Consider the following 19,326-nt stretch of genomic DNA (forward strand, 5'->3'; position numbering starts at 1 on the left):
CGGGCAACGGCAGCCCCCGATGCCTCCTCATTTGGGAAGCACCGGGGCTGTCATCACGCACTGGCGATCCTGCGAGCCCGTGATGATGCGGCCTGTCGATGGCCAGCGACGGGTTCCAGCACTTACCTGGGTAGCGGGAACAGGTAATTCACCAGGTCCCGGGCATCCGGCCCCAGCTTCTCGGCGTATTCCTCGCGACTGAACTGGATACCGGTGCGCATGTCGTACGCCGCGCCGGTGACCTGCTCAGGGGGAATCTGTTTGAGCTCGACGTTCATGAAGCGATAGCTATTGCCGACGATCTCTTCAACACGCTGGATGCGGAAGTAGTTGCCCGGCAGGAACACCGATTCGGCCTCGCTGGGGGTCACGGAAAACGGCGTGATCGGTGTTGCATTGAGGTATTGCCGGGCGCCCAGCTCGAAGATGACCGAGCTGTCGTCGAAGGTGATCGGCCCACGCTCCGGCGACCAGATGCCGCCCACTTCGCTGCTGCAGAAGCTTCGGGCGACGTAGGGGTTTTCGCTGAACGACGTGATATCGGTGTTGACCAGAATGTCACCGACCCTGAATTTGCCTTCGCGAAACACTTTGCCGGAGGTGCCACGATCACCGCTGCCGCCGCGATACAGCGGTACATCGTTGTTGTAGTCGACCTCGTGCAAATCCTCGATCAGCCATTCGATGGTTTCGACCTGATCATCGCCCTGGCGCTCGCCGTCGCGCAGGAACAGGTTGTAGGCATCTCCATCTTCGGTGTAATCGCTGATCGCCCCGCCGAAGTATCGACCGTCCGTGGTCTTGAACACGCGGCGCTTTTCACCGATGACGTCGTAGATAACGTCTTCGCCTTCCGAGTCGGTGAGAATATCGGCGGTCGCATCCACCTCATAAACGTCGATCACCGCCTCCTGCCGTTGCCGGGCCACCAGCGACAGGCGCGCTTCCGCTTCCGGGTTGAACTGCATGTAGGTGTCCCAGAACCACGACTCCATGCGCACCGGCAATTGCGCACCCGTCGCAACCGACGTGCTGGCCGGCGTCATCAACTCCCAGTCGCCAGCCTCGTTCAGGCCGACCGGATAGACGTTGTCGAAGGCGAACGGCTCATCCGGGTCAACGACGGCCCAAGTGCCCATATCGTCCAGATACCGTACCCGATAGGGCAGGTTGTTCATGGTGATCCAGGTTTCACCGTCGGGCAGCGTCTGCACGCCACGCAGATGGCCCGCCGACGCCGAGGTGCCCGGCAACACCACATTGCCTCTCATCTCAGACACCGATTCGGCCGCCGCCCCCTCTTCCGCCGTTGCCGGCAGTTCTCGTGCAACACCGCCCATGCTCGCCAACAGCGGCAGGTTGAGCAGCAGATACAGGGAGTTGATGATCGCCCCCAACACGCCAGCCTTGCGTAGCTGAGGGGTGCGGCCATTGATCGCCTGATCGATGCTCAGACCGATGTTGGCAACACAAGCACCCACCACCACCAGTGCAATCGGCCACGCCAGCAACGACGCCACGCTGCCGGCCATGATGAAGAAGCTCAGAAAGCCCATCGCCATCTGTTTGCGCAGGCTGGCGTTGCTGGTCAGTTGCGAGTGGACATCTTCCTCCATCTCCTGACGGGCGCGATCACGCAGTTGCTCGAAGACATCGACCTGATCAATCCTGAAGCCGATCAGCGACTGGTCCGCGCCATAGGGCTGAGCGCAAAGCTGCGCCACGTGGTTGGCAAAAGCCGCCTGATCTTCGGCCTTGCGCACGAACTGCGCGATCAGTTCAGCCTGATGGGTAGATTCGGCCATCTGCTGCTTCACCCAGGCGTACAGGGCACCTGCCCTGTCGAAGCACTGAAAGACGTCCCTGCTGCTCGGTTGATACAGGATGTGCCGTCCCTGTGTGTTTCGGATCAGCAATGCCGTACGGGCATCGGTACCGGCCAGCTGGAATACCTGGATCGACACCCCGGCGGCAGGCTGCTTGTATTCCTTCAGTGCCGGCCAGGGTACATCGACCCCTCGGGAGCCCGTCACGGCAGCCAGAACGGTCTTGAGATCCTGCGGCGTCAGTTGTCGAGTGATCACCGCCGTGCTCGCCGCAGTCAGCAAGCGAGACTTGGCGAAAATGCAGAAATTCTCGCTGTGATCGCGCCAGAACCCGGACACTTTGGTCGAGCACTCGGCGGCGAAATCCATCTTCCAGAAATCCTCGAGCACGTCGCTGGGCAGCATCGGCACTTCGTTGTGGCTGCCGAAGCGGGTCTCCTTGGGACCGGCCAGATAAAACCCGCCCCACACATTCAGCTCGTCCACATTGCTTTGGTCATGAACACCGAAACGCACCATCAGCAGTTGGATCAATGTCATCGATTCTTTCGGTGGGTCCACATGCTCCCAGCCGGTGAAACTGGTTGAACTGGTGTTGGCCGAGGTAAACCGGTGCCAATAGACCCTGGACGGGTCCAGCGACTTGCCGGTGCGCTGACGGATCAGGCGTCGCGCCGCGGCATACGCCATGGCATAGATGTCCGGGTACGCAGCGATATAGGCAGCGGCGCGGCGGCGCGCCTCGCTAACGTTTTGTGCAGAGCCGGACATCAGCGCCGAGTGGGTGACATCCTTGTTGAGTGCCGACATGGCTTCCATTCCTTTTGGTTGAGAAGCCATCACGTAAGCAACCCGTCTGGTAGCAGGTGCATTAACTATGTATTTGCCCAAGGTAAATTCGGTGCGCCGCAGACACATGTAGACAAAGCTTTGACAGCCCGGCAATTCAACGGGTTAAATCCCTTGGCACGCCGACTGCATGGTCAGTCGGCGAATGCCCTCACTCAACGCTTTTTGCTGGAGTACCGCCTTTGGATGCCACCACCATCAACAGCCTGTTCCTGATCGGCGCGTTGCTGGTAGGCGCGAGTATTCTGGTCAGCTCGCTGTCCTCGCGACTGGGCATCCCGATTCTGGTGATCATCCTGGCGGTCGGCATGGTGGCCGGGGTCGACGGCGGCGGCATCATCTTCGACAACTACCCGACGGCCTATCTGGTCGGCAACCTGGCCCTCGCGGTGATCCTGCTCGACGGCGGCCTGCGCACGCGGGTAGCGAGTTTCCGCGTGGCGCTGTGGCCGGCACTCTCGCTGGCGACCATCGGCGTACTGATCACCACGGGCCTGACCGGCATGGTCGCCGCCTGGCTGTTCGACCTGAACATCATCCAGGGCCTGCTGATCGGCGCCATCGTCGGCTCGACGGACGCCGCCGCGGTGTTCTCGCTGCTCGGCGGCAAGGGCCTCAACGAACGGGTGACCGCCAGCCTGGAAATCGAATCCGGCAGCAACGACCCTATGGCGGTGTTTCTCACCGTGACCCTGATCGACATGCTCGCCAAGGGCCAGTCCGGCCTGCACTGGAGCCTGCTGGGCCATCTGGTCCAGGAATTCGGCATCGGCAGCATCATCGGCCTGGGGGGCGGCTGGCTGATGCTGCAACTGGTCAACCGTATTCACCTGGCCAACGGCCTGTATCCGATTCTGGTGATTGCCGGCGGTCTGGCAGTGTTCGCCCTGACCAACGCCATCCACGGCAGCGGCTTCCTCGCCGTGTACCTGTGCGGTCTGGTGCTGGGCAACAAGCCGATCCGTAGCCGCCACGGCATCCTGCACATGCTCGACGGCATGGCCTGGCTGGCACAGATCGGCATGTTCCTGGTGCTGGGCCTGCTGGTCACGCCCCACGACCTGCTGCCGATTGCCGTGCCGGCGCTGGGTCTGGCGCTGTGGATGATTCTGGTGGCTCGCCCACTGTCGGTGCTGGCCGGCCTGTTGCCGTTCCGTGTGTTCCATGGCCGCGAAAAAGCCTTTATCGCCTGGGTCGGCCTGCGCGGCGCGGTGCCGATCATTCTCGCGGTGTTCCCGCTGATGGCCGGCCTGCCCCACGCCCAGCTGTATTTCAACCTGGCGTTCTTCATCGTCCTCGTGTCGCTGCTGGTGCAGGGCACGAGCCTGCCGTGGATGGCGAAATGGCTGAAAGTGACGGTTCCACCTGATCCCGCCCCGATCTCCCGCGCTGCGCTGGAAGTTCACGTGACCAGCGAGTGGGAGCTGTTCGTTTATCGCCTCGGCGCAGAAAAGTGGTGCATCGGTGCCGCCCTGCGCGAGCTGAAAATGCCGGAAGGCACCCGCATCGCGGCCCTGTTTCGCGGCGAACAACTGCTCCATCCGTCGGGAAGTACGGTTCTGGAAACCGGCGATCTGCTCTGCGTGATCGGCCACGAACACAACCTGCCGGCCCTGGGCAAGCTGTTCAGCCAGGCACCGCAGCGGGGGCTGGATCTGCGCTTCTTCGGTGACTTCGTTCTTGAGGGAGACGCTCAGCTCGGGGCTGTCGCGGCATTGTACGGTCTGAAACTCGACGGCCTGGATTCGAATATGCCGCTGAGCCAGTTCATCATTCAGAAGAATCGCGGCGAGCCAATCGTCGGCGATCAGATCGAATGGAACGGAACAATCTGGACAGTTGCCGTCATGGAAGGGAACAAGATCCTCAAAGTGGGCGTCAGATTCCCCGAAGGAAGCCGCCCGGGTCCCGGGTTGTTCCTCTAAACTGCTCCTTTTTTCCGATCGTTCGACCCGGTGTCTATGTTCACGCTGCGTACTTTCCTTGCCTCAGCCCTGCTGGGGCTCTGCCTGTCATCCCTGCCGGCGCTGGCCGCCGATACTCCTCCACCTTCCGCGGCGTCGGTCCAGCAGAGTCTGGACAAGATCGCCGACCGCAAGCTGTCGGCCGATGACCAGAAAGCCCTGACTCAGGTGCTGGAACAGACATTGGGCTTTCTCGCCAGCCAGAAGGACAACCAGCAGAAGCTGGACGACCTCAAGCGCCAGCTGGCCGATGCGCCGAAGCAGACCACCGAGAACCAGAAAGAGCTGACCCGCCTCAAGGGCGTGCGGCCGTTGCCGGTGGCCCAGCGTTATGCCAATCAGGATGTGCCCGCCCTTGAGCAGTTGCTCAGCCAGCGCAGCGCCCAGCAAGCCGATCTGCAGAAGGCCCTGAACGACGCCAACACCCTGACCATCACCGCCCAGACCCGCCCCGAGCGCGCCCAGGCGGAGATCAGCAACAGCCAGACGCGCATCCAGACCATCAACGGCATCCTCAAATCGGGTCGCGATGCCGGCAAGGCCATCAATGCCGACCAGCGCAACCAGCTGAACGCCGAGCTGGCCTCGCTCAATGCGCTGATCGCCCTGCGCCGTCAGGAGCTGGCCGGCAACAGCCAGTTGCAGGATCTGGGTGGCAGCCAGCGTGATCTGCTGACCGAGAAGGTCGCCCGCCAGGATCAGGAAATCCAGGACCTGCAGACCCTGATCAACGACAAACGCCGTGCGCAATCCCAGGAAACCGTGGAGCAGCTGTCGATCGAGGCGCAGAAAGCCGGGGGCAGCAGCCTGCTGGCGACCGAAACGGCGGCCAACCTCAAGCTGTCCGACTACCTGCTGCGCGGCACCAACCGCCTCAACGACCTGACCCAGCAGAACCTCAAGACCAAGACCCAGCTCGACGCCCTGACCCAGACCGACCAGGCGCTGGACGAGCAGATCAACGTGCTCAGCGGCAGCCTGCTGCTGTCGAAGATTCTCTACAAACAGAAGCAGTCGCTGCCGCATCTGAAGCTCGACAGCGGTCTGGCCGATGAAATCGCCGACATCCGTCTGTATCAGTTCGAGATCAACCAACAACGCGAGCAGATGAGCAACCCGGCCGCGTACGTGGAAACCCTGCTGGCGACGCAGAAGCCGGAAGACGTCACCCCGGCCCTGCGCAAGACCCTGCTCGACCTGGCGACCACCCGCAGCGAACTGCTGGAGCGCCTGAACCGCGAACTGAGCGCCCTGCTCAACGAGTCGATCACCCTGCAACTCAACCAGAAACAGCTGGTCAGCACCGCCATCAGCCTGCGCGAAACGCTGGACGAACAGATGTTCTGGATTCCCAGCAACAAGCCGCTGGATCTGGAATGGTTCCAGCGCATGCAGCCACGGCTGATGAAGCAGCTCACCACCCTGCCGTGGACCTCCAGCGTCAGCGAACTGGTCGACGGTCTGACTCAGCGGCCGCTGATTTTCCTGCCGCTGCTGCTGGTGATCGGCGGTCTGGTCTGGAAGCGCAAGGCGCTGTACGGCAAGCTCAACCGCCTGCACGGCGACATCGGTCACTTCAAGCGTGACCGCCAGTGGCAAACACCGCTGGCGATCCTCATCAATATCCTGCTGGCCATGCCGCTGGCCCTCGCGCTGGCCTTGTGCGCCTTTGCCCTGCAGATCGACGCCCGTGGGCAGAACGTCAACCTCGGCGCGGCGCTGATGCAGATCGCCCTGGCCTGGCTAGTGTTCTACACCGCCTACCGGATCCTCGCGCCAGGCGGCGTGGCACAGCTGCACTTCCGCTGGGAAAAGCCCCAGGTCGAATTCCTGCGCGGCTGGATCCGCCGCCTCGGACTGGTGGTGCTGGCGCTGGTGACGGTGGTTGCGGTGGCCGAACACGAGCCGTCGGCCCTGGCGGACGACGTGATCGGCATTGCCGTGGTGCTGACCTGTTACGCGATGATGACCTGGCTGCTGGCGCGCCTGCTGCTGACCAGCCCGACCCACCAGAACGCCTCGCTGTTCCGTCGCGCCGTGGGGCTGGCCTTCACCGCCCTGCCAGTGGCGCTGTTCATCGCGGTGTGCTTCGGCTACTACTACACCGCGCTGAAACTCAGCGACCGGCTGATCGACACCCTGTACCTGCTGATGCTCTGGCTGGTCATCGAAGCCGCCTTCGTCCGTGGTCTGAGCGTCGCCGCCCGCCGTCTGGCCTACCACCGCGCCCTGAGCAAACGCCTGGCCGCGAAAGAAGCCGGCGACGGTGAAATCCCGGTAGAAGAGCCGACCCTGGACATCGAGCAGGTCAACCAGCAGTCGCTGCGCCTGATTCGTCTGGCCCTGCTCGGCGCCTTCGTCGGTGCGCTGTATTTCGTCTGGGCCGACCTGATCACCGTGTTCTCCTACCTGGACAACATCACCCTCTACGAATACACCAGCGGCACCGGCACCAATATCAGCATGGTGCCGATCAGCCTCGGTGACCTGATCGGCGCGCTGGTGATCATCGGCATCACGTTCGTGCTGGCCGGCAACTTGCCGGGTCTGCTGGAAGTGCTGGTGCTGTCCAAGCTGAACCTCAAGCAGGGCAGCTCCTACGCCACCACCACGCTGCTGTCGTACACCATTGCCGGCGTCGGTTTCGTCTCCACGCTGTCGGCCCTGGGCGTGAGCTGGGACAAACTGCAATGGCTGGTGGCGGCGCTGTCGGTCGGGCTGGGTTTCGGCATGCAGGAGATCTTCGCCAACTTCATCTCCGGCATCATGATCCTGTTCGAGCGCCCGGTGCGCATCGGCGACACCATCACCATCGGCAACCTGTCGGGTACGGTGAGCAAGATCCGCATCCGCGCGACCACCATCACCGACTTCGACCGCAAGGACATCATTGTCCCGAACAAGACCTTCATCACCGGCCAACTGATCAACTGGTCGCTGACCGACACCATCACCCGCGTCACCCTGAAACTGGGCGTGGACTACGGCTCGGACCTGGACCTGGTGCGCAAGCTGTTGCTGCAGGCGGCCGACGAGAGTCCCCGCGTGCTCAAGGAGCCGGCACCGATCGTGTACTTCCTCAACTTCGGCGAAAGCACGCTGGACCATGAGCTGCGCATGCACGTACACGATCTGGGCGACCGTAACCCGGTGCTCGACGAGATCAACCGCTTCATCAACAAGGAGTTCAAGAAGCACAAGATCAACATCTCGTTCCGGCAGATGGAGGTCTATCTCAAGAACATGCAGGGTCAGGAGTACAAGATGGTGCCCATCGAGCCCGAGCAAAAGAGCCTGCCGGGGCCGGTAGCCACCTCGACGCCGATGCCCAAAGCGCCGAAGGATGCGCCAGAGCCTCCGGACGTCAGGCTCGACTGACGCCGTTATACCCAGCAGAATGCTCGGACATTCTGCTGGAGGCACTCCGTGAAAGCCCTCGACGAGCTGATCTTCGACAACCGTTTCGCCCGTCTGGGCGACACGTTTTCCACCAACGTCCTGCCCGAGCCGATCGCCGAGCCGCGCCTTGTGGTTTCCAGCGATGCGGCACTGGCGCTGCTCGATCTGGCACCGGAAGCGGCACAGGAGCCGGTGTTCGCCGAGCTGTTCAGCGGCCACAAGCTGTGGGCGGAGGCCGATCCACGGGCGATGGTGTATTCCGGCCACCAGTTCGGCTCGTACAACCCGCGTCTGGGCGACGGTCGCGGCCTGTTGCTCGGCGAGGTGTACAACGACGCCGGCGAGCACTGGGATCTGCACCTCAAAGGCGCCGGGCAGACACCTTACTCACGGATGGGCGACGGTCGCGCGGTACTGCGCTCGTCGATCCGCGAATTTCTTGCCTCCGAAGCCCTGCATGCCCTGGGCATTCCGACCAGCCGTGCGGGCTGCGTGATCGGCTCCAGCACCCCGGTCTGGCGTGAAACCCAAGAACGGGCGGCCATGGTGCTGCGACTGGCGCAAAGCCATGTGCGCTTCGGCAGCATGGAGTACTTCTTCTACACCAAACAGAACGAGGCGCTGCAACAGCTGACCGATCATGTGCTGGAACTGCATTACCCGGAATGCCGCGAGCAGCCCGAGCCCTATCTGGCGATGTTCAAGACCATCGTCGAGCGCCAGGCCGAACTGATCGCCAAGTGGCAGGCCTACGGTTTCTGTCACGGGGTGATGAACACCGACAACATGTCGATCCTCGGCATCACCTTCGACTTCGGCCCGTTCGCCTTCCTCGACGACTTCGACCAGAACTTCATCTGCAACCATTCCGACCACGAAGGGCGTTACTCCTTCAGCAATCAAGTGCCGATTGGCCAGTGGAACCTCAGCGCACTGGCTCAGGCCTGGACGCCGTTCATCAGTGTCGAAGCATTACGTGAGGCATTGGGACTGTTTCTACCGCTGTACCAGGCGCACTACCTGGACCTGATGCGCCGCCGTCTGGGCCTGACCACGGCCGAAGATGACGACGCCGACCTGATCGCCCGCCTGCTGCAACTGATGCAGAACAGCGGCGTGGATTACAGCCTGTTCTTCCGCCACCTGGGCGACGAAGCGGTCGATGCCGCTGTCGGCAAGCTGCGCGATGACTTCGTCGACATGCTCGGCTTCGATGCCTGGGCCGACGCCTACAAGGCACGCATCACCCGCGAAGACAACGGCACTCAAGAGGAACGCCGCGCGCGCATGCACGCGGTCAATCCGCTGTACATCCTGCGCAACTACTTGGCGCAACGCGCCATCGAAGCCGCCGAACAAGGCGACTACAGCGAAGTGCGCCGCCTGCATCAGGTGCTGTGCAAACCGTTCGAGGAGCAGCCCGACATGGAAAGTTATGCACAGCGGCCGCCGGACTGGGGCAAGCATCTGGAGATCAGTTGCTCCTCGTGACCGAGGGGCTGTAGGAACGCGCTTGGCCGCGATTGCGGTGTGTCAGCAGACAGAGGCGCTGGAGATCCGGCGCAATCGCGGGCAAGCGCGCTCCTACAGGAGGATGCGGTTCATTGTTTGATTTGCGCCATGCTCGTTGGCACGGCAGACGTTCTGGGCGTGGCCTTTCTGATGGTGGTAAGGCTGCCCGGACTGCTTTCTTTGTCCTTGCGGTTGCTGCTGTCGACAATGCCGGCCAGGACGTCGTAGAGGGTATGTTTGCGCGCCGGCGCACCCCGGGTGTTGATGCCTGACAAGCCCGGCAGGGTCTGGTCGGTTTTGATACGGGCTTCGATGATCGCTTCGGCCTGCTGTGGATAATCAACGGCCTTTTCGATCCCCGGCAGGGATTTCAGGTAGTTGAGCGCCTCGTTGTAGAACCCGGTGGCCTTGCCGGTGCGGGCCTGCTCCAGGACGCCTTGTGGAATGTGCGCGTCGCGCCATTCTTCATTCAACTTCTGCACGCCATGCCAGGCCGCGCGCCGCTCGTTCAGCGTGAAGGTGCCACTGTCGTCGTAGGCGATCAGATTGAGCTGCTCACGGGACAGGTTTTCGAACGGGCTCTTGGCGCTCCTGTCGCCGCCCAAGGTGCGAGTCACAAACTCGCTGGCGCGGCGGGCACGGTCGTGCAATTCAGGGTCATTGCTCTTGGGCAGCTCCATTGCCCGCGTGCCGCTGTTGGCGTCCTTGGTTTCGATCATGAATTCGCTGATTCGCAGCACACCGTGCTTTCTCAACTCGTCATGGCTCAGCCGCGCATCACGGGCAGCCGCGCGGGTGGCGCTTTCATCCAGCTGCCGGGCGAGGGTGGAAAAACTGGCTTTGTCCGCTCCGGGCTTCACGGTCTGTGCGACCGCTGTCTCTGGTTTGCCCGGGGTATTTGTAACAGTGGCGGGCTTGTTGGCGAGCGCGGTCGAAGCCGCCGCGACGAGGTGATTGATCATTGGCAGTCCCTGTAATGATTGAGCAGGGGCTGCTGCGTCGAATACGTCCCTGTATGGCCCCTTGAGGGAGAGGCTATCGCCGGACGTGGCCGAGGCACAGTTGGGCGAACGGATAGTCCGATGGGGTTAACCGGTTATAAACCGGCGTCCAAACCGTTGTTCAAAAAGAATAAAAATTTTCGGATTGAAGTATTGGAAGCTTCTTCAACGTCGGAAATTCATGATCGCGAAATGCTCGAAAAGCGACCGGAGTCTCAATGATTGACGCCGTCAGATGAAAACTTCCACCGGCACGGAAAAACGCTCGGACAGTTGTCGAACCTGCCTGAGATTGATCTGCCGTTTACCGGAAAGAATTTCAGAAATCACAGATTGGGTCCCCACTTCTGGAAGATCACCCTGATTCAACCCATGTTCGCGCATCAGATAACGCAATGTCTCAATACCCGAAACCTGAGGCATTGGCCTGTGCTCATGATCGTAGGCCTCTATCGCGTTGCCAATCAGGATAGCCAGGCGATTGAGCGGGTGAATCTCACTCTCACCGATGATATCCAGCAGCTCGTCCAGAGAGCGGACAAGCAGATCGTATTCTTCTTCTGTCTCAGGCTTGTTCAGTAATGGCGCCACGTGATGCCAGTATTCTGTAGCCTGCTTGACCAGAGCGCTCATCGCCTACTCCTTCCATTTGCCGTTGTCGTACTCGCGGTGATCCAGAACATGTTTGATGTAAAGGCGCTGCGACGAGTAGTGGACTGACGCTATCAGCCTGATCTTATTCCCGCCAATATCAAAAACGTGGAACTGCGCGACTTTATCGGTGGCAGGAAAAATTGCCCTCATGGCAGCAAAGTCGGCGGGACGGCATGCCTTGATCAATCTGTACCAGGTATCCAGAGCTGTTGCAGCGTGAGGCCATTTTGCCTTTGCTTCCCAGATTCGCTTTTCCGTGATCACATGCATCCGATGTTCCATATCGCACTTTGCGATAGACAGCATAGCCTTCGCTGAAAAAAATCGCAAATTGCGATATCACTATGAGCGTCGAGCGCTTGCCAACCACCCCAACCCCATCGCCACATGCTCTTCGGCGCTGTCCACCAGTGGCAGCGGGCTTTCCACGCCTTCCAGCAGCAGACCGATTTCCGTACAGCCGAGAATCGCGGCTTCTGCACCTTGATCGCGCAGCGTCTCCAGCACACCAAGATAGAAATCACGCGCCGGCTTATGGAATTGCCCCACGCACAGCTCGGCAAAGATCACCCGGTCAACCTCCGCCATCGCTTCGGCATCCGGCACGATCACCTCGATGTCGAAACGCTCGGCCAGGCGCCGCTTGTAGAAATCTTCCTGCATGGTGAAACGAGTGCCGAGCAGCGCCGCACGGCTGGCCTTGCGGGCTTGTAGCGCCTGACCGACAGCATCGCCGATGTGCAGCAGCGGAATATCCACGGCAGCCTCGATGGCGGCAGCGACCTTGTGCATGGTGTTGGTCGCCAGCAGGATCGCGCCGGCCCCGGCACGCTCAAGCCCGCGCGCGGCATCGGCCAGTTGCTCGCCGGCCAGGTCCCATTGCCCGGACTTCTGCAGCGCGGCGATGCCGGCGAAGTCCACCGAATGCAGCAACAGCGGCGCCGAATGCAGACCGCCCAGACGGTCGCGCACGCCTTCGTTGAGCAACTTGTAGTAGGTCACCGTGGATTCCCAGCTCATCCCGCCCAGTACGCCGAGGGTCTGCATGTGCTTCTCCGCTTTATGAATGATCAGAACAGCCTAGGCCCGATCCATTCGTTGTGGACAGAGACAGCGGCGCGGCAAGCAGGCGGTACAGTCGCGCTTGATAACGGCAACCCATGACACCATCTACAGCGCCATTGGCCTTTATCGAGGAGCCTGCCATGTCCGAACCTTTAGTGATCCCCTGCCCGCAGTGCAATGGTCTCAACCGCATCCCCGCCGACCGTCTGGGCGATTCGCCCAAATGCGGGCGCTGCAAGCAGCCGGTGCTGCTGAGCAAGCCTTTCGACCTGACTCAGGGCGACTACGCCAGTCAGATCAAGGGCGATCTGCCGCTGCTGGTGGATGTCTGGGCCGACTGGTGCGGGCCGTGCAAATCCTTCGCGCCGACCTTTGAACAGGCCGCCGCACAACTGAGCGGCCGCGTGCGCCTGGCGAAGCTGGACAGCGAAGCCAATCAGCAGCTGTCGGCGCAACTGGGCATCCGTTCGATTCCCAGCCTGATCCTGTTCAAGAACGGTCGCGAAGTGGCACGTCAAAGCGGTGCCATGCCGCTGCAACAACTCACCGCGTGGCTCGCCAGCCAGGGAATCTGACGGTTTATTCCTCGCACGACGAAGCCTGTGCCTGCGTTTGCGGTAGGACAACTCCGAAAACGCGGGACAGCGCCCTGAGCGTCGATTTCGCGACCTAGGCTTAGCCACTTTCAATGGCAGTCAGGAGCGCAAACGATGACATTCGTGATCAGGGAAGGCGATACCACCAGCACCGGCGGCATGGTGCTAAAAACCTCGGCAAGCCAGGTCTGGGAAGAACGCAGACTGGCTTGCATGGGCGATCCGGTGTGGTGTGCCGCGTGTCAGCGCATAGGGTTTATCGCTCAAGGCAATCCGACCTATATCGATCAGATCACAGCCGTGGCGACCGACGGTCAAATCGTTCGCTGTGACTGCCCGGACGGCAGCCATCGCTTGTTGTCCAGCCAGGATCAGCTCAAGGCAGATCTGGAAGCCACCATCGACATCCCGGCGGACCTGGCAGACAGGGCCCGCAAGCGGGCGAAGCAATTGATGAAGGCGATGCAACAAAATCCTGAGCCGTAGGAACCGAGCTTGTCCCGCGACCGGCGGGGAACCCGTCGTAAAGCCTGCACATGCGATCTGTCTGATGTACCGCGTTTGCCGATTCACGACGACTTCGGTCGGACGCGACCCCGGCGCAATCGCAGGCAAGCGCGCTCCTACAGATGAACGCGGCTTATCCCGTCGCATTGTTCTCCAGCCACTGGTGCAACTCGACGAACTGCAAGCTGAGCTTGTGCCGTGGTTCGAGGTGGATCAGTGGCAGATTGGCCTGATGGGATTCGCGCATCTTCACCGAGCTGTTGAGGTAGATCGGCAGCACGGGCAGGCCTTCAGCGATCAGCTCGTCGAGCATTTGCTGCGGCAGACTGGCCCGCGACTGGAACTGGTTGACGATGATGCCCTCCACTTCCAGTTCTTCGTTATGGTCTTCCTTCAGCTCTTCGACTTCCTTGAGCAGGCCGTACAGCGCCTGGCGAGAAAAACTGTCGCAATCGAAGGGAATCAGCACACGATCAGCAGCGATCAACGCCGAAACCGCATAGAAATTCAGCGCAGGTGGAGTGTCCAGATAAATCCTGTCGTAGTCGTCATCCAGCTCGTCGAGCAACTTGCGCAGCTTGTTGATCTTGTGCTTGGCCTCAAGCTTGGGCTGCAGGTCGGCCAGCTCGGCGGTGGCGGTCACCACATGCAGGTTGTCGAAAGGCGTTTCATAGATATCGACCTGGTTCTTTTTCGAGAAAGGCCCGGATGACAGGGTCTGCTTGAAGAAGTCGGCAATCCCCATGGGAATGTCTTCACCGGTAAGCCCGGTCAGGTATTGCGTCGAATTGGCCTGAGCATCGAGGTCGATCAGCAGCGTTCGATAACCTTCATTGGCACTCACCGCCGCCAGGTTGCAGGCGATGCTCGATTTGCCGACCCCGCCCTTCTGATTGAACACCACACGCCGCATGTCGAAACTCCCTGTCGCACTGTTGCTGTAGCGAGCCCTTGATCGGCCCGGAGATGGGTCCCGAGTCTAGGCAAAGCGCATGACGGAGGCGAGGACTTCGAACAAAACCGTCGGCCAAAACTGACGAAAGCCATGTATATGGATGAAATTTCCTACTTACAAATTGCTAGATGTCGTTTTCATGAGGATCATGCGCCTGTAAAGCACATCGCTGTTTCAGCCATGCGCAAGAATCTGTCTGTAACCGCCGCGCAGGTCACTGTCGGCGCCACTGGAAGGTAATACCTGATGAACCGTGTCTTTGCGCTGGTCTGTGCCTTGTTACTGAGCGCTTGCGCCAGCCAGGTGCCGCTGCCGGCCCAGTTGCCCCACATCAAGTTCCCGCAGCAATTGCATGTCCAGCGCGAACAGGCCGGCCAGCATCTGGACTGGCAGCTGGAAATCCAGAAAGAACGCCACGGCGTGCTCTGCTCGTTGATGGACTCGGCGGGCAACACACTGTCCCGCCAGGAACTGCACGAAGACACCTGGAAGGCCGACGACCAGTCGCAGGATCCCGAGGCCCGCGAGCTGTTCGCCGCCGTGTTGTTCGCCCTGACCCCGGAAAAGGACGTGCGCTTCAACTACCCGGGCGCCGTTCTGCGCCCCCATGGCCGCAGCCTGGATGAGCGCTGGAGCGTCGACTACGCCAGCGAAGGCTTTTTCCGCATCACGCTGGAAGATGGCCTGCGTTACATCGTCAGCCCCGTGCGAGGCAAGGCCAATCAATGACCGCGTAGCTGAGCGCCCACGCCCTGAGACATCGCCCCAGACCCGCTCTCCCCCGGCGCCATCAAGCCGCTGCCGCAATAATCGACAGCGGCTTTTTGATCAAGGCTTCTTCGCGTCAATCGGCGTCTTGCCACTGCTGACGACGATCGGCTTCTCGCTGCTGAACTTGCTGGAGATCACCTTCACATCACCAAACGCACTGGCTGACTGCAAGCCATACACGTGATTGGAAATCCCCGCCCCCTCAACCTTGACCAGTTTGACGCCCTCCCTACGCAACTCTGCCTCGCTCATCCCAGCCAACCGTTGTTTCAGTCTGCGCAAATCCAGCTGCACATAATGAGTGACCTTGGCCTTCCGAGAACCACCGATCGCGGTCAGGCCGACCGTGTCCACGGCGATTGCCGACAAGCTCTTGCTGCCTGGCTTCAGATCGGTGACATAAACCAGATCAAGCCGTGACATTCTCTTCGCGGCGGCCGACGCGTCCTTACCTGGTGGAGCGGTCGGGTTGATGCGGCCCTCTTGCAGAATACCGGCACGGCCATGCTGGGTCGTGTAGTGATAAATGGAGTCCGGCCACTCATCCATGGGAATGACTCGTTCGGTGACCCTCGCAGCACTCGACCCCGGCCCTGCCTCCACCGCTGGGCGCTTGGCTGATGGCCCAGCCTGAGCATCAACCCCGACGTCCGCCGGACGCTTCTCGCCAGCCCCCGACCCAGCGCTCCCCCGAGCGTCCACCGATGGCAGCTTGGCTGCCGCGGCTCGCATCTCTTCCACCTTGACCATGGCTGCACCGTGCAACTGCTGGTGCGGGCGCGTCATGCCGTCCTTGCCCTTGGTTTCAAGGGCGGTCAGCAACTTGCTGATCTCCCTGACCTCCCGCTGCTGTTGCAGGTAGTTGAGGTAAGCAGCCGTCTCGGCAGGAGAAAGCTGCCGCAGCGCAGGATTCTGTTGCGCCTGCGCCAACAGATCGGCATCGATATGAAGGGGGCTACCGCCGCCGAGGCCGGTGTTCCGATACACCCAACGGCCCTGCGGATTACGCTCGACTTTCGGCTGGTAGTACGCGTCGGGACGGCGCGGGTCGACGACCTTCCAACTCGGTTCCAGCGCATCATTCGGGTCATAACGCACTTGAAAGGTCTGACTGCCGTCCTGAATGAAATGTTGCTTCCCGCCATGTGGGAGCGGTTTTTCCAGCACACCGTTGTAGATGCCATCCGTACGGACTTTCGTGCCCACAGGCCTGCTTTTGAGCGCCCATCGGGCATCCAGTGTGTGACCGGCCACCTTGCTACGGGCCCCAAGTCCAGGCACTGCGTCCAAAAGCATCAAGGCTGCTTCGAGACAAGGGCCCGAACGATTGTCAGCCGGCTTGCAGTCCGTCAACGCAAACATGCTGCGCCCCAGCGCCACAGGCAGCGATATCTTGAACGGTGTGAACACCAGCCCGATGTCCATCACCATGTTGGCCACAGTAAAAGCCAGTTGCAGGTTGTGCTCGGCAGTGGATGTCGTCTGCTCGTCAACACTGCCAATGGCACGTAACGCCTTGTGGTTGTAGGTCGTGTAATAGATATCTTCGGTTATCGGCCGAGTATTCAGACTGGTGGCAGAGGGCGAGGCACTTTCCAGCGCCGTACGCAACGCCTGGCGCTCCCCCAGCGGCACCCGCGCCAACAGATAATCGCGAAATGACGGGTTATTGAGAAACTCACGACGCAGGTGCGCGGCATCGGTGAACTCCTGAAAACGCTTCCCTTGCGGCCCCTCAGGGGTATACACCACGACGGCTTCGACACTGGTGGGCTCGCGAGGCCCGATCAGCATGACGTCATCCAGCACGACGCCATTGATCTCAAGCGATCTGGCTTGAATGTGATAACCATCGATGCGGGCGCGGTGACGGTCGTCAACGGGGGCATCCAGCACCGCATTGACCCAGCGCACGCCTCGGTCCCGCAGATCCGGCGCGCGTCTGGTGTTGTCGATGAAATCGCCTGCCATGCTGGCTTCGATAACGTCCACACGCATCTGCGCCGCCATGACGTTCGCATAGCGCTCGCGGCGCGCCTGCGCTTCCGGAGACGTCAGCAGATGCGTGTTGAGGAAATCCTCATAGGTTCGCCCGACGTCAAGGTCACGAAGGGTGTCATATACGTACTTGGCGGTCAGAGACGGGATCGGTTCGCCTTGCGCATCCTCGAACTTCACGGTGAGCCAGTAATCCAGGTCCAGCAGATGGAGGTTATCCAGCGCGACTTCACACAAGGTGCGATTAGTGACCTTCGGGAGCGAGGCGATCACCCCAATACTGACCGGCGGCTCTCCGGGACTCAGCAGGACGGGTCCATAGTCGGCCGGGCGAGAATCGGTCGTGATGACTCTGATCTGGTCAGGGTCCAGCGTGCTCCCCAGGTCAGCGGTGAGACGCGCGGTCAACTGCTCCTTCGCATATTCGAGCATGCGTTCGCGCTGGCCAAATTCGCTGACGTTCGGCAGCCCGGACTGCTGCGCTTCGTTAGAGGCCTGCAAGTACACACCCAGAGCCTCGTTACGCGCCCGGCGATCCGCTGGAGAAGCATCTTTCAGCCACTGCGGATAGTCCTTCTGATAGTCGACAGGTGCCCGCTGCTGCAGGTATTCCTCAACAGAAAACCAGCCACCGATCCGCTCTGCCACTACGTCGCCGACCACCTGACGAATGCCGGCGGCCTCGGTTTCAGACTGCATGCCCAACGACTGTCGCTCATGGGGCTGCAACGGCGCGCCCAGCGCAAGGTAAAGGCTGTCGCTGCCACGCGTGCACGGGATGACCCCTCCGTTGATCATGTCCTGCGCTTCATAGTTGCCGTTGCCATCGTGCCAGAGCACGACGGCGCGAGGATCGACATCACTCAGGTCGACGGGGCGCTGCTCAGGCTCGACAATCAGCAGCGTTCGATTGCAGCGCTCTTCCAACAGGCCCTGCAGCACACCGATAGCTGCTGCATCGGCATCAGGATTGAACAGCCTGGTCCGGTAGATGGCGTCCAGCGCGTTGTCGCGGCGAATCTCTTTTTTTGCCGCCTCGGCGGCCTCTGCAAAATCGACCGGCACTGTCGCATGGCTGACCAGGGATGCCTGCTCGCTTTCACTCATGGGGTTTTGCTGTCGCAGTTCATCCAGGCGAGCATCGGACAGCTCGGGAAAGCGGGCATTCAACGCGCCCATGACTGCCGACTTCGGCGCCGCCGCCTGGTGCTGCCAGAAAGGCAAGAACGGATTGCGACTGACTTCTGCCGGATCAGCCCTGAAGTGGTGGCCTTTCATGTGCGCGTCGAATAACAGCGGCTGGTTTTCGCGAGCCAGAGCGCCCATCTGCTGGCGGATGGTAACGATTTGCCCCGCGAGGCTTTCCGCACCGGGAAAATCCCCGCCCGCCCCCAGGCGTGAATCACGGGGTAACTGCCTCAGAACCAACTCCAGCAATTGCTCCTGATTGTTGGCGCCAGCCCTGCGGTCCCCCACGAAAACGAACTCACCGTTACTGAGTCGGGTGATACTCACCGTCTGCTTGATGTCTTCGATCCGCCCGCCTTTTTGATAGCTTTCAAGACGGTTGCCTGTATCGTCAAAAATGTTCAACGCGGTATCGGCCGGCCAGTCGGGCAACTGCGTGAGCAGGGCAAAGAACAATGGGCTCTTTTCTGGAATGAACCCCTTCTCCGGCAAACGCGCGCACAATTGAGCGACCGCAATGTCAGCCATGGTGCGCTGTTGTTGCTCTGCACTTTGCTCGACGCCCGCCACGAACAAGGGTTCGTCATCCAGTGCCGCGACACTCTCGGTCGTTGATTCGACGGTATCCGTGCCGGCAGTCGTTTCGCTGGCAACCTGCAATGTTGTGGCAGAGAAAGACATGTTGGTCTGCGCCGGGTTTTCAGCGGTGACAGCGGATGACGACGCCAGCGTGCGCCACAGTCGGGGAACATCTGTCCGAGCCGGTAGCGGGAGTGCCTCGGCACCCGGCATCAGCCATGACGACGATGTATCCGCGGCGATGTCTTTCACAGACTGCTCAGGCCCTGCGGGTGGTTTCAACAGTTCAGGAAACCGACTGGGATGTTTGCCCAAGGTCGAGTCTTGAGGCGGCTTATGACTTGCGCCCATCGGGGGCTTGTTATCCGTAGACTCGGCGTTTCGCGCCTGTCGGCCGAGAGTTGAAGCATCATTGGAGGCGATCGCTGTATTTGCCACGCAGGTCAGTAGTTGAGCCAAGGC

13 protein-coding genes are annotated in these 19,326 nt (G+C 61.0%); 6 read left to right on the forward strand and 7 right to left on the reverse strand.

Annotated elements, in window-relative coordinates; translation table 11 throughout:
- Positions 1-122 precede the first annotated feature (122 nt).
- Positions 123-2,636 (reverse strand): dermonecrotic toxin domain-containing protein, encoded by a 2,514-nt coding sequence (locus ACIPL0_RS00930; protein WP_400594731.1) that lies wholly within the window; start codon positions 2,634-2,636, stop codon positions 123-125.
- Between the two features lie 221 nt (positions 2,637-2,857).
- Between ACIPL0_RS00930 and ACIPL0_RS00935 the strand changes: the two genes are divergently transcribed.
- The 3 genes from ACIPL0_RS00935 to selO are packed head-to-tail and all read left to right on the forward strand — an operon-like array spanning position 2,858 to position 9,529.
- On the forward strand, positions 2,858-4,600 hold the full coding sequence (locus ACIPL0_RS00935; protein ID WP_400594729.1) for a potassium/proton antiporter: 1,743 nt from the start codon (positions 2,858-2,860) through the stop codon (positions 4,598-4,600).
- A 36-nt stretch (positions 4,601-4,636) separates the two neighbouring features.
- The gene (mscK, locus tag ACIPL0_RS00940; RefSeq protein WP_400595189.1) at positions 4,637-8,017 is read left to right on the forward strand and encodes a mechanosensitive channel MscK; all 3,381 of its coding nucleotides are present in this window, start codon (positions 4,637-4,639) and stop codon (positions 8,015-8,017) included.
- A 48-nt stretch (positions 8,018-8,065) separates the two neighbouring features.
- Positions 8,066-9,529, forward strand: coding sequence for a protein adenylyltransferase SelO (gene selO / locus ACIPL0_RS00945; protein ID WP_400594726.1), 1,464 nt, complete (start codon positions 8,066-8,068; stop codon positions 9,527-9,529).
- Positions 9,530-9,639: 110 nt separating this feature from the next.
- Here the strand turns inward: selO and ACIPL0_RS00950 are convergent, their stop codons facing one another.
- The 4 genes from ACIPL0_RS00950 to ACIPL0_RS00965 all read right to left on the reverse strand — a co-directional run bounded on the left by ACIPL0_RS00950 (position 9,640) and on the right by ACIPL0_RS00965 (position 12,252).
- Positions 9,640-10,512 (reverse strand): hypothetical protein, encoded by an 873-nt coding sequence (locus tag ACIPL0_RS00950; protein ID WP_400594724.1) that lies wholly within the window; start codon positions 10,510-10,512, stop codon positions 9,640-9,642.
- A gap of 270 nt (positions 10,513-10,782) precedes the next feature.
- Positions 10,783-11,184, reverse strand: coding sequence for a type II toxin-antitoxin system HigA family antitoxin (locus tag ACIPL0_RS00955; protein ID WP_400594721.1), 402 nt, complete (start codon positions 11,182-11,184; stop codon positions 10,783-10,785).
- Positions 11,185-11,187: 3 nt separating this feature from the next.
- On the reverse strand, positions 11,188-11,475 hold the full coding sequence (locus ACIPL0_RS00960; RefSeq protein ID WP_400594718.1) for a type II toxin-antitoxin system HigB family toxin: 288 nt from the start codon (positions 11,473-11,475) through the stop codon (positions 11,188-11,190).
- A gap of 72 nt (positions 11,476-11,547) precedes the next feature.
- The gene (locus ACIPL0_RS00965; protein WP_400594715.1) at positions 11,548-12,252 is read right to left on the reverse strand and encodes an aspartate/glutamate racemase family protein; all 705 of its coding nucleotides are present in this window, start codon (positions 12,250-12,252) and stop codon (positions 11,548-11,550) included.
- Positions 12,253-12,410: 158 nt separating this feature from the next.
- Between ACIPL0_RS00965 and trxC the strand changes: the two genes are divergently transcribed.
- Both trxC and ACIPL0_RS00975 read left to right on the forward strand, forming a co-directional pair.
- Positions 12,411-12,845, forward strand: coding sequence for a thioredoxin TrxC (gene trxC / locus ACIPL0_RS00970; protein WP_400594712.1), 435 nt, complete (start codon positions 12,411-12,413; stop codon positions 12,843-12,845).
- A 135-nt stretch (positions 12,846-12,980) separates the two neighbouring features.
- Positions 12,981-13,352 carry a PAAR domain-containing protein gene (locus ACIPL0_RS00975; protein WP_400594709.1) on the forward strand — a complete coding sequence of 124 codons (372 nt, stop codon included), beginning with the start codon at positions 12,981-12,983 and terminating at the stop codon, positions 13,350-13,352.
- Positions 13,353-13,506: 154 nt separating this feature from the next.
- Here the strand turns inward: ACIPL0_RS00975 and ACIPL0_RS00980 are convergent, their stop codons facing one another.
- Positions 13,507-14,286 carry a ParA family protein gene (locus ACIPL0_RS00980; protein ID WP_400594706.1) on the reverse strand — a complete coding sequence of 260 codons (780 nt, stop codon included), beginning with the start codon at positions 14,284-14,286 and terminating at the stop codon, positions 13,507-13,509.
- A gap of 288 nt (positions 14,287-14,574) precedes the next feature.
- On the opposite strand from ACIPL0_RS00980, the gene ACIPL0_RS00985 reads away from it, so the two are divergent.
- Complete coding sequence (locus ACIPL0_RS00985; RefSeq protein ID WP_400594703.1) at positions 14,575-15,057, forward strand: DUF3261 domain-containing protein; 483 nt, start codon at positions 14,575-14,577, stop codon at positions 15,055-15,057.
- Between the two features lie 99 nt (positions 15,058-15,156).
- Here ACIPL0_RS00985 and ACIPL0_RS00990 read toward each other — a convergent pair whose 3' ends face one another.
- Positions 15,157-19,179, reverse strand: coding sequence for a dermonecrotic toxin domain-containing protein (locus tag ACIPL0_RS00990; protein WP_400594700.1), 4,023 nt, complete (start codon positions 19,177-19,179; stop codon positions 15,157-15,159).
- Positions 19,180-19,326: the final 147 nt, after the last annotated feature.

It is taken from the genome of Pseudomonas sp. NPDC090208, from assembly GCF_044746785.1.
GTDB lineage: Bacteria > Pseudomonadota > Gammaproteobacteria > Pseudomonadales > Pseudomonadaceae > Aquipseudomonas.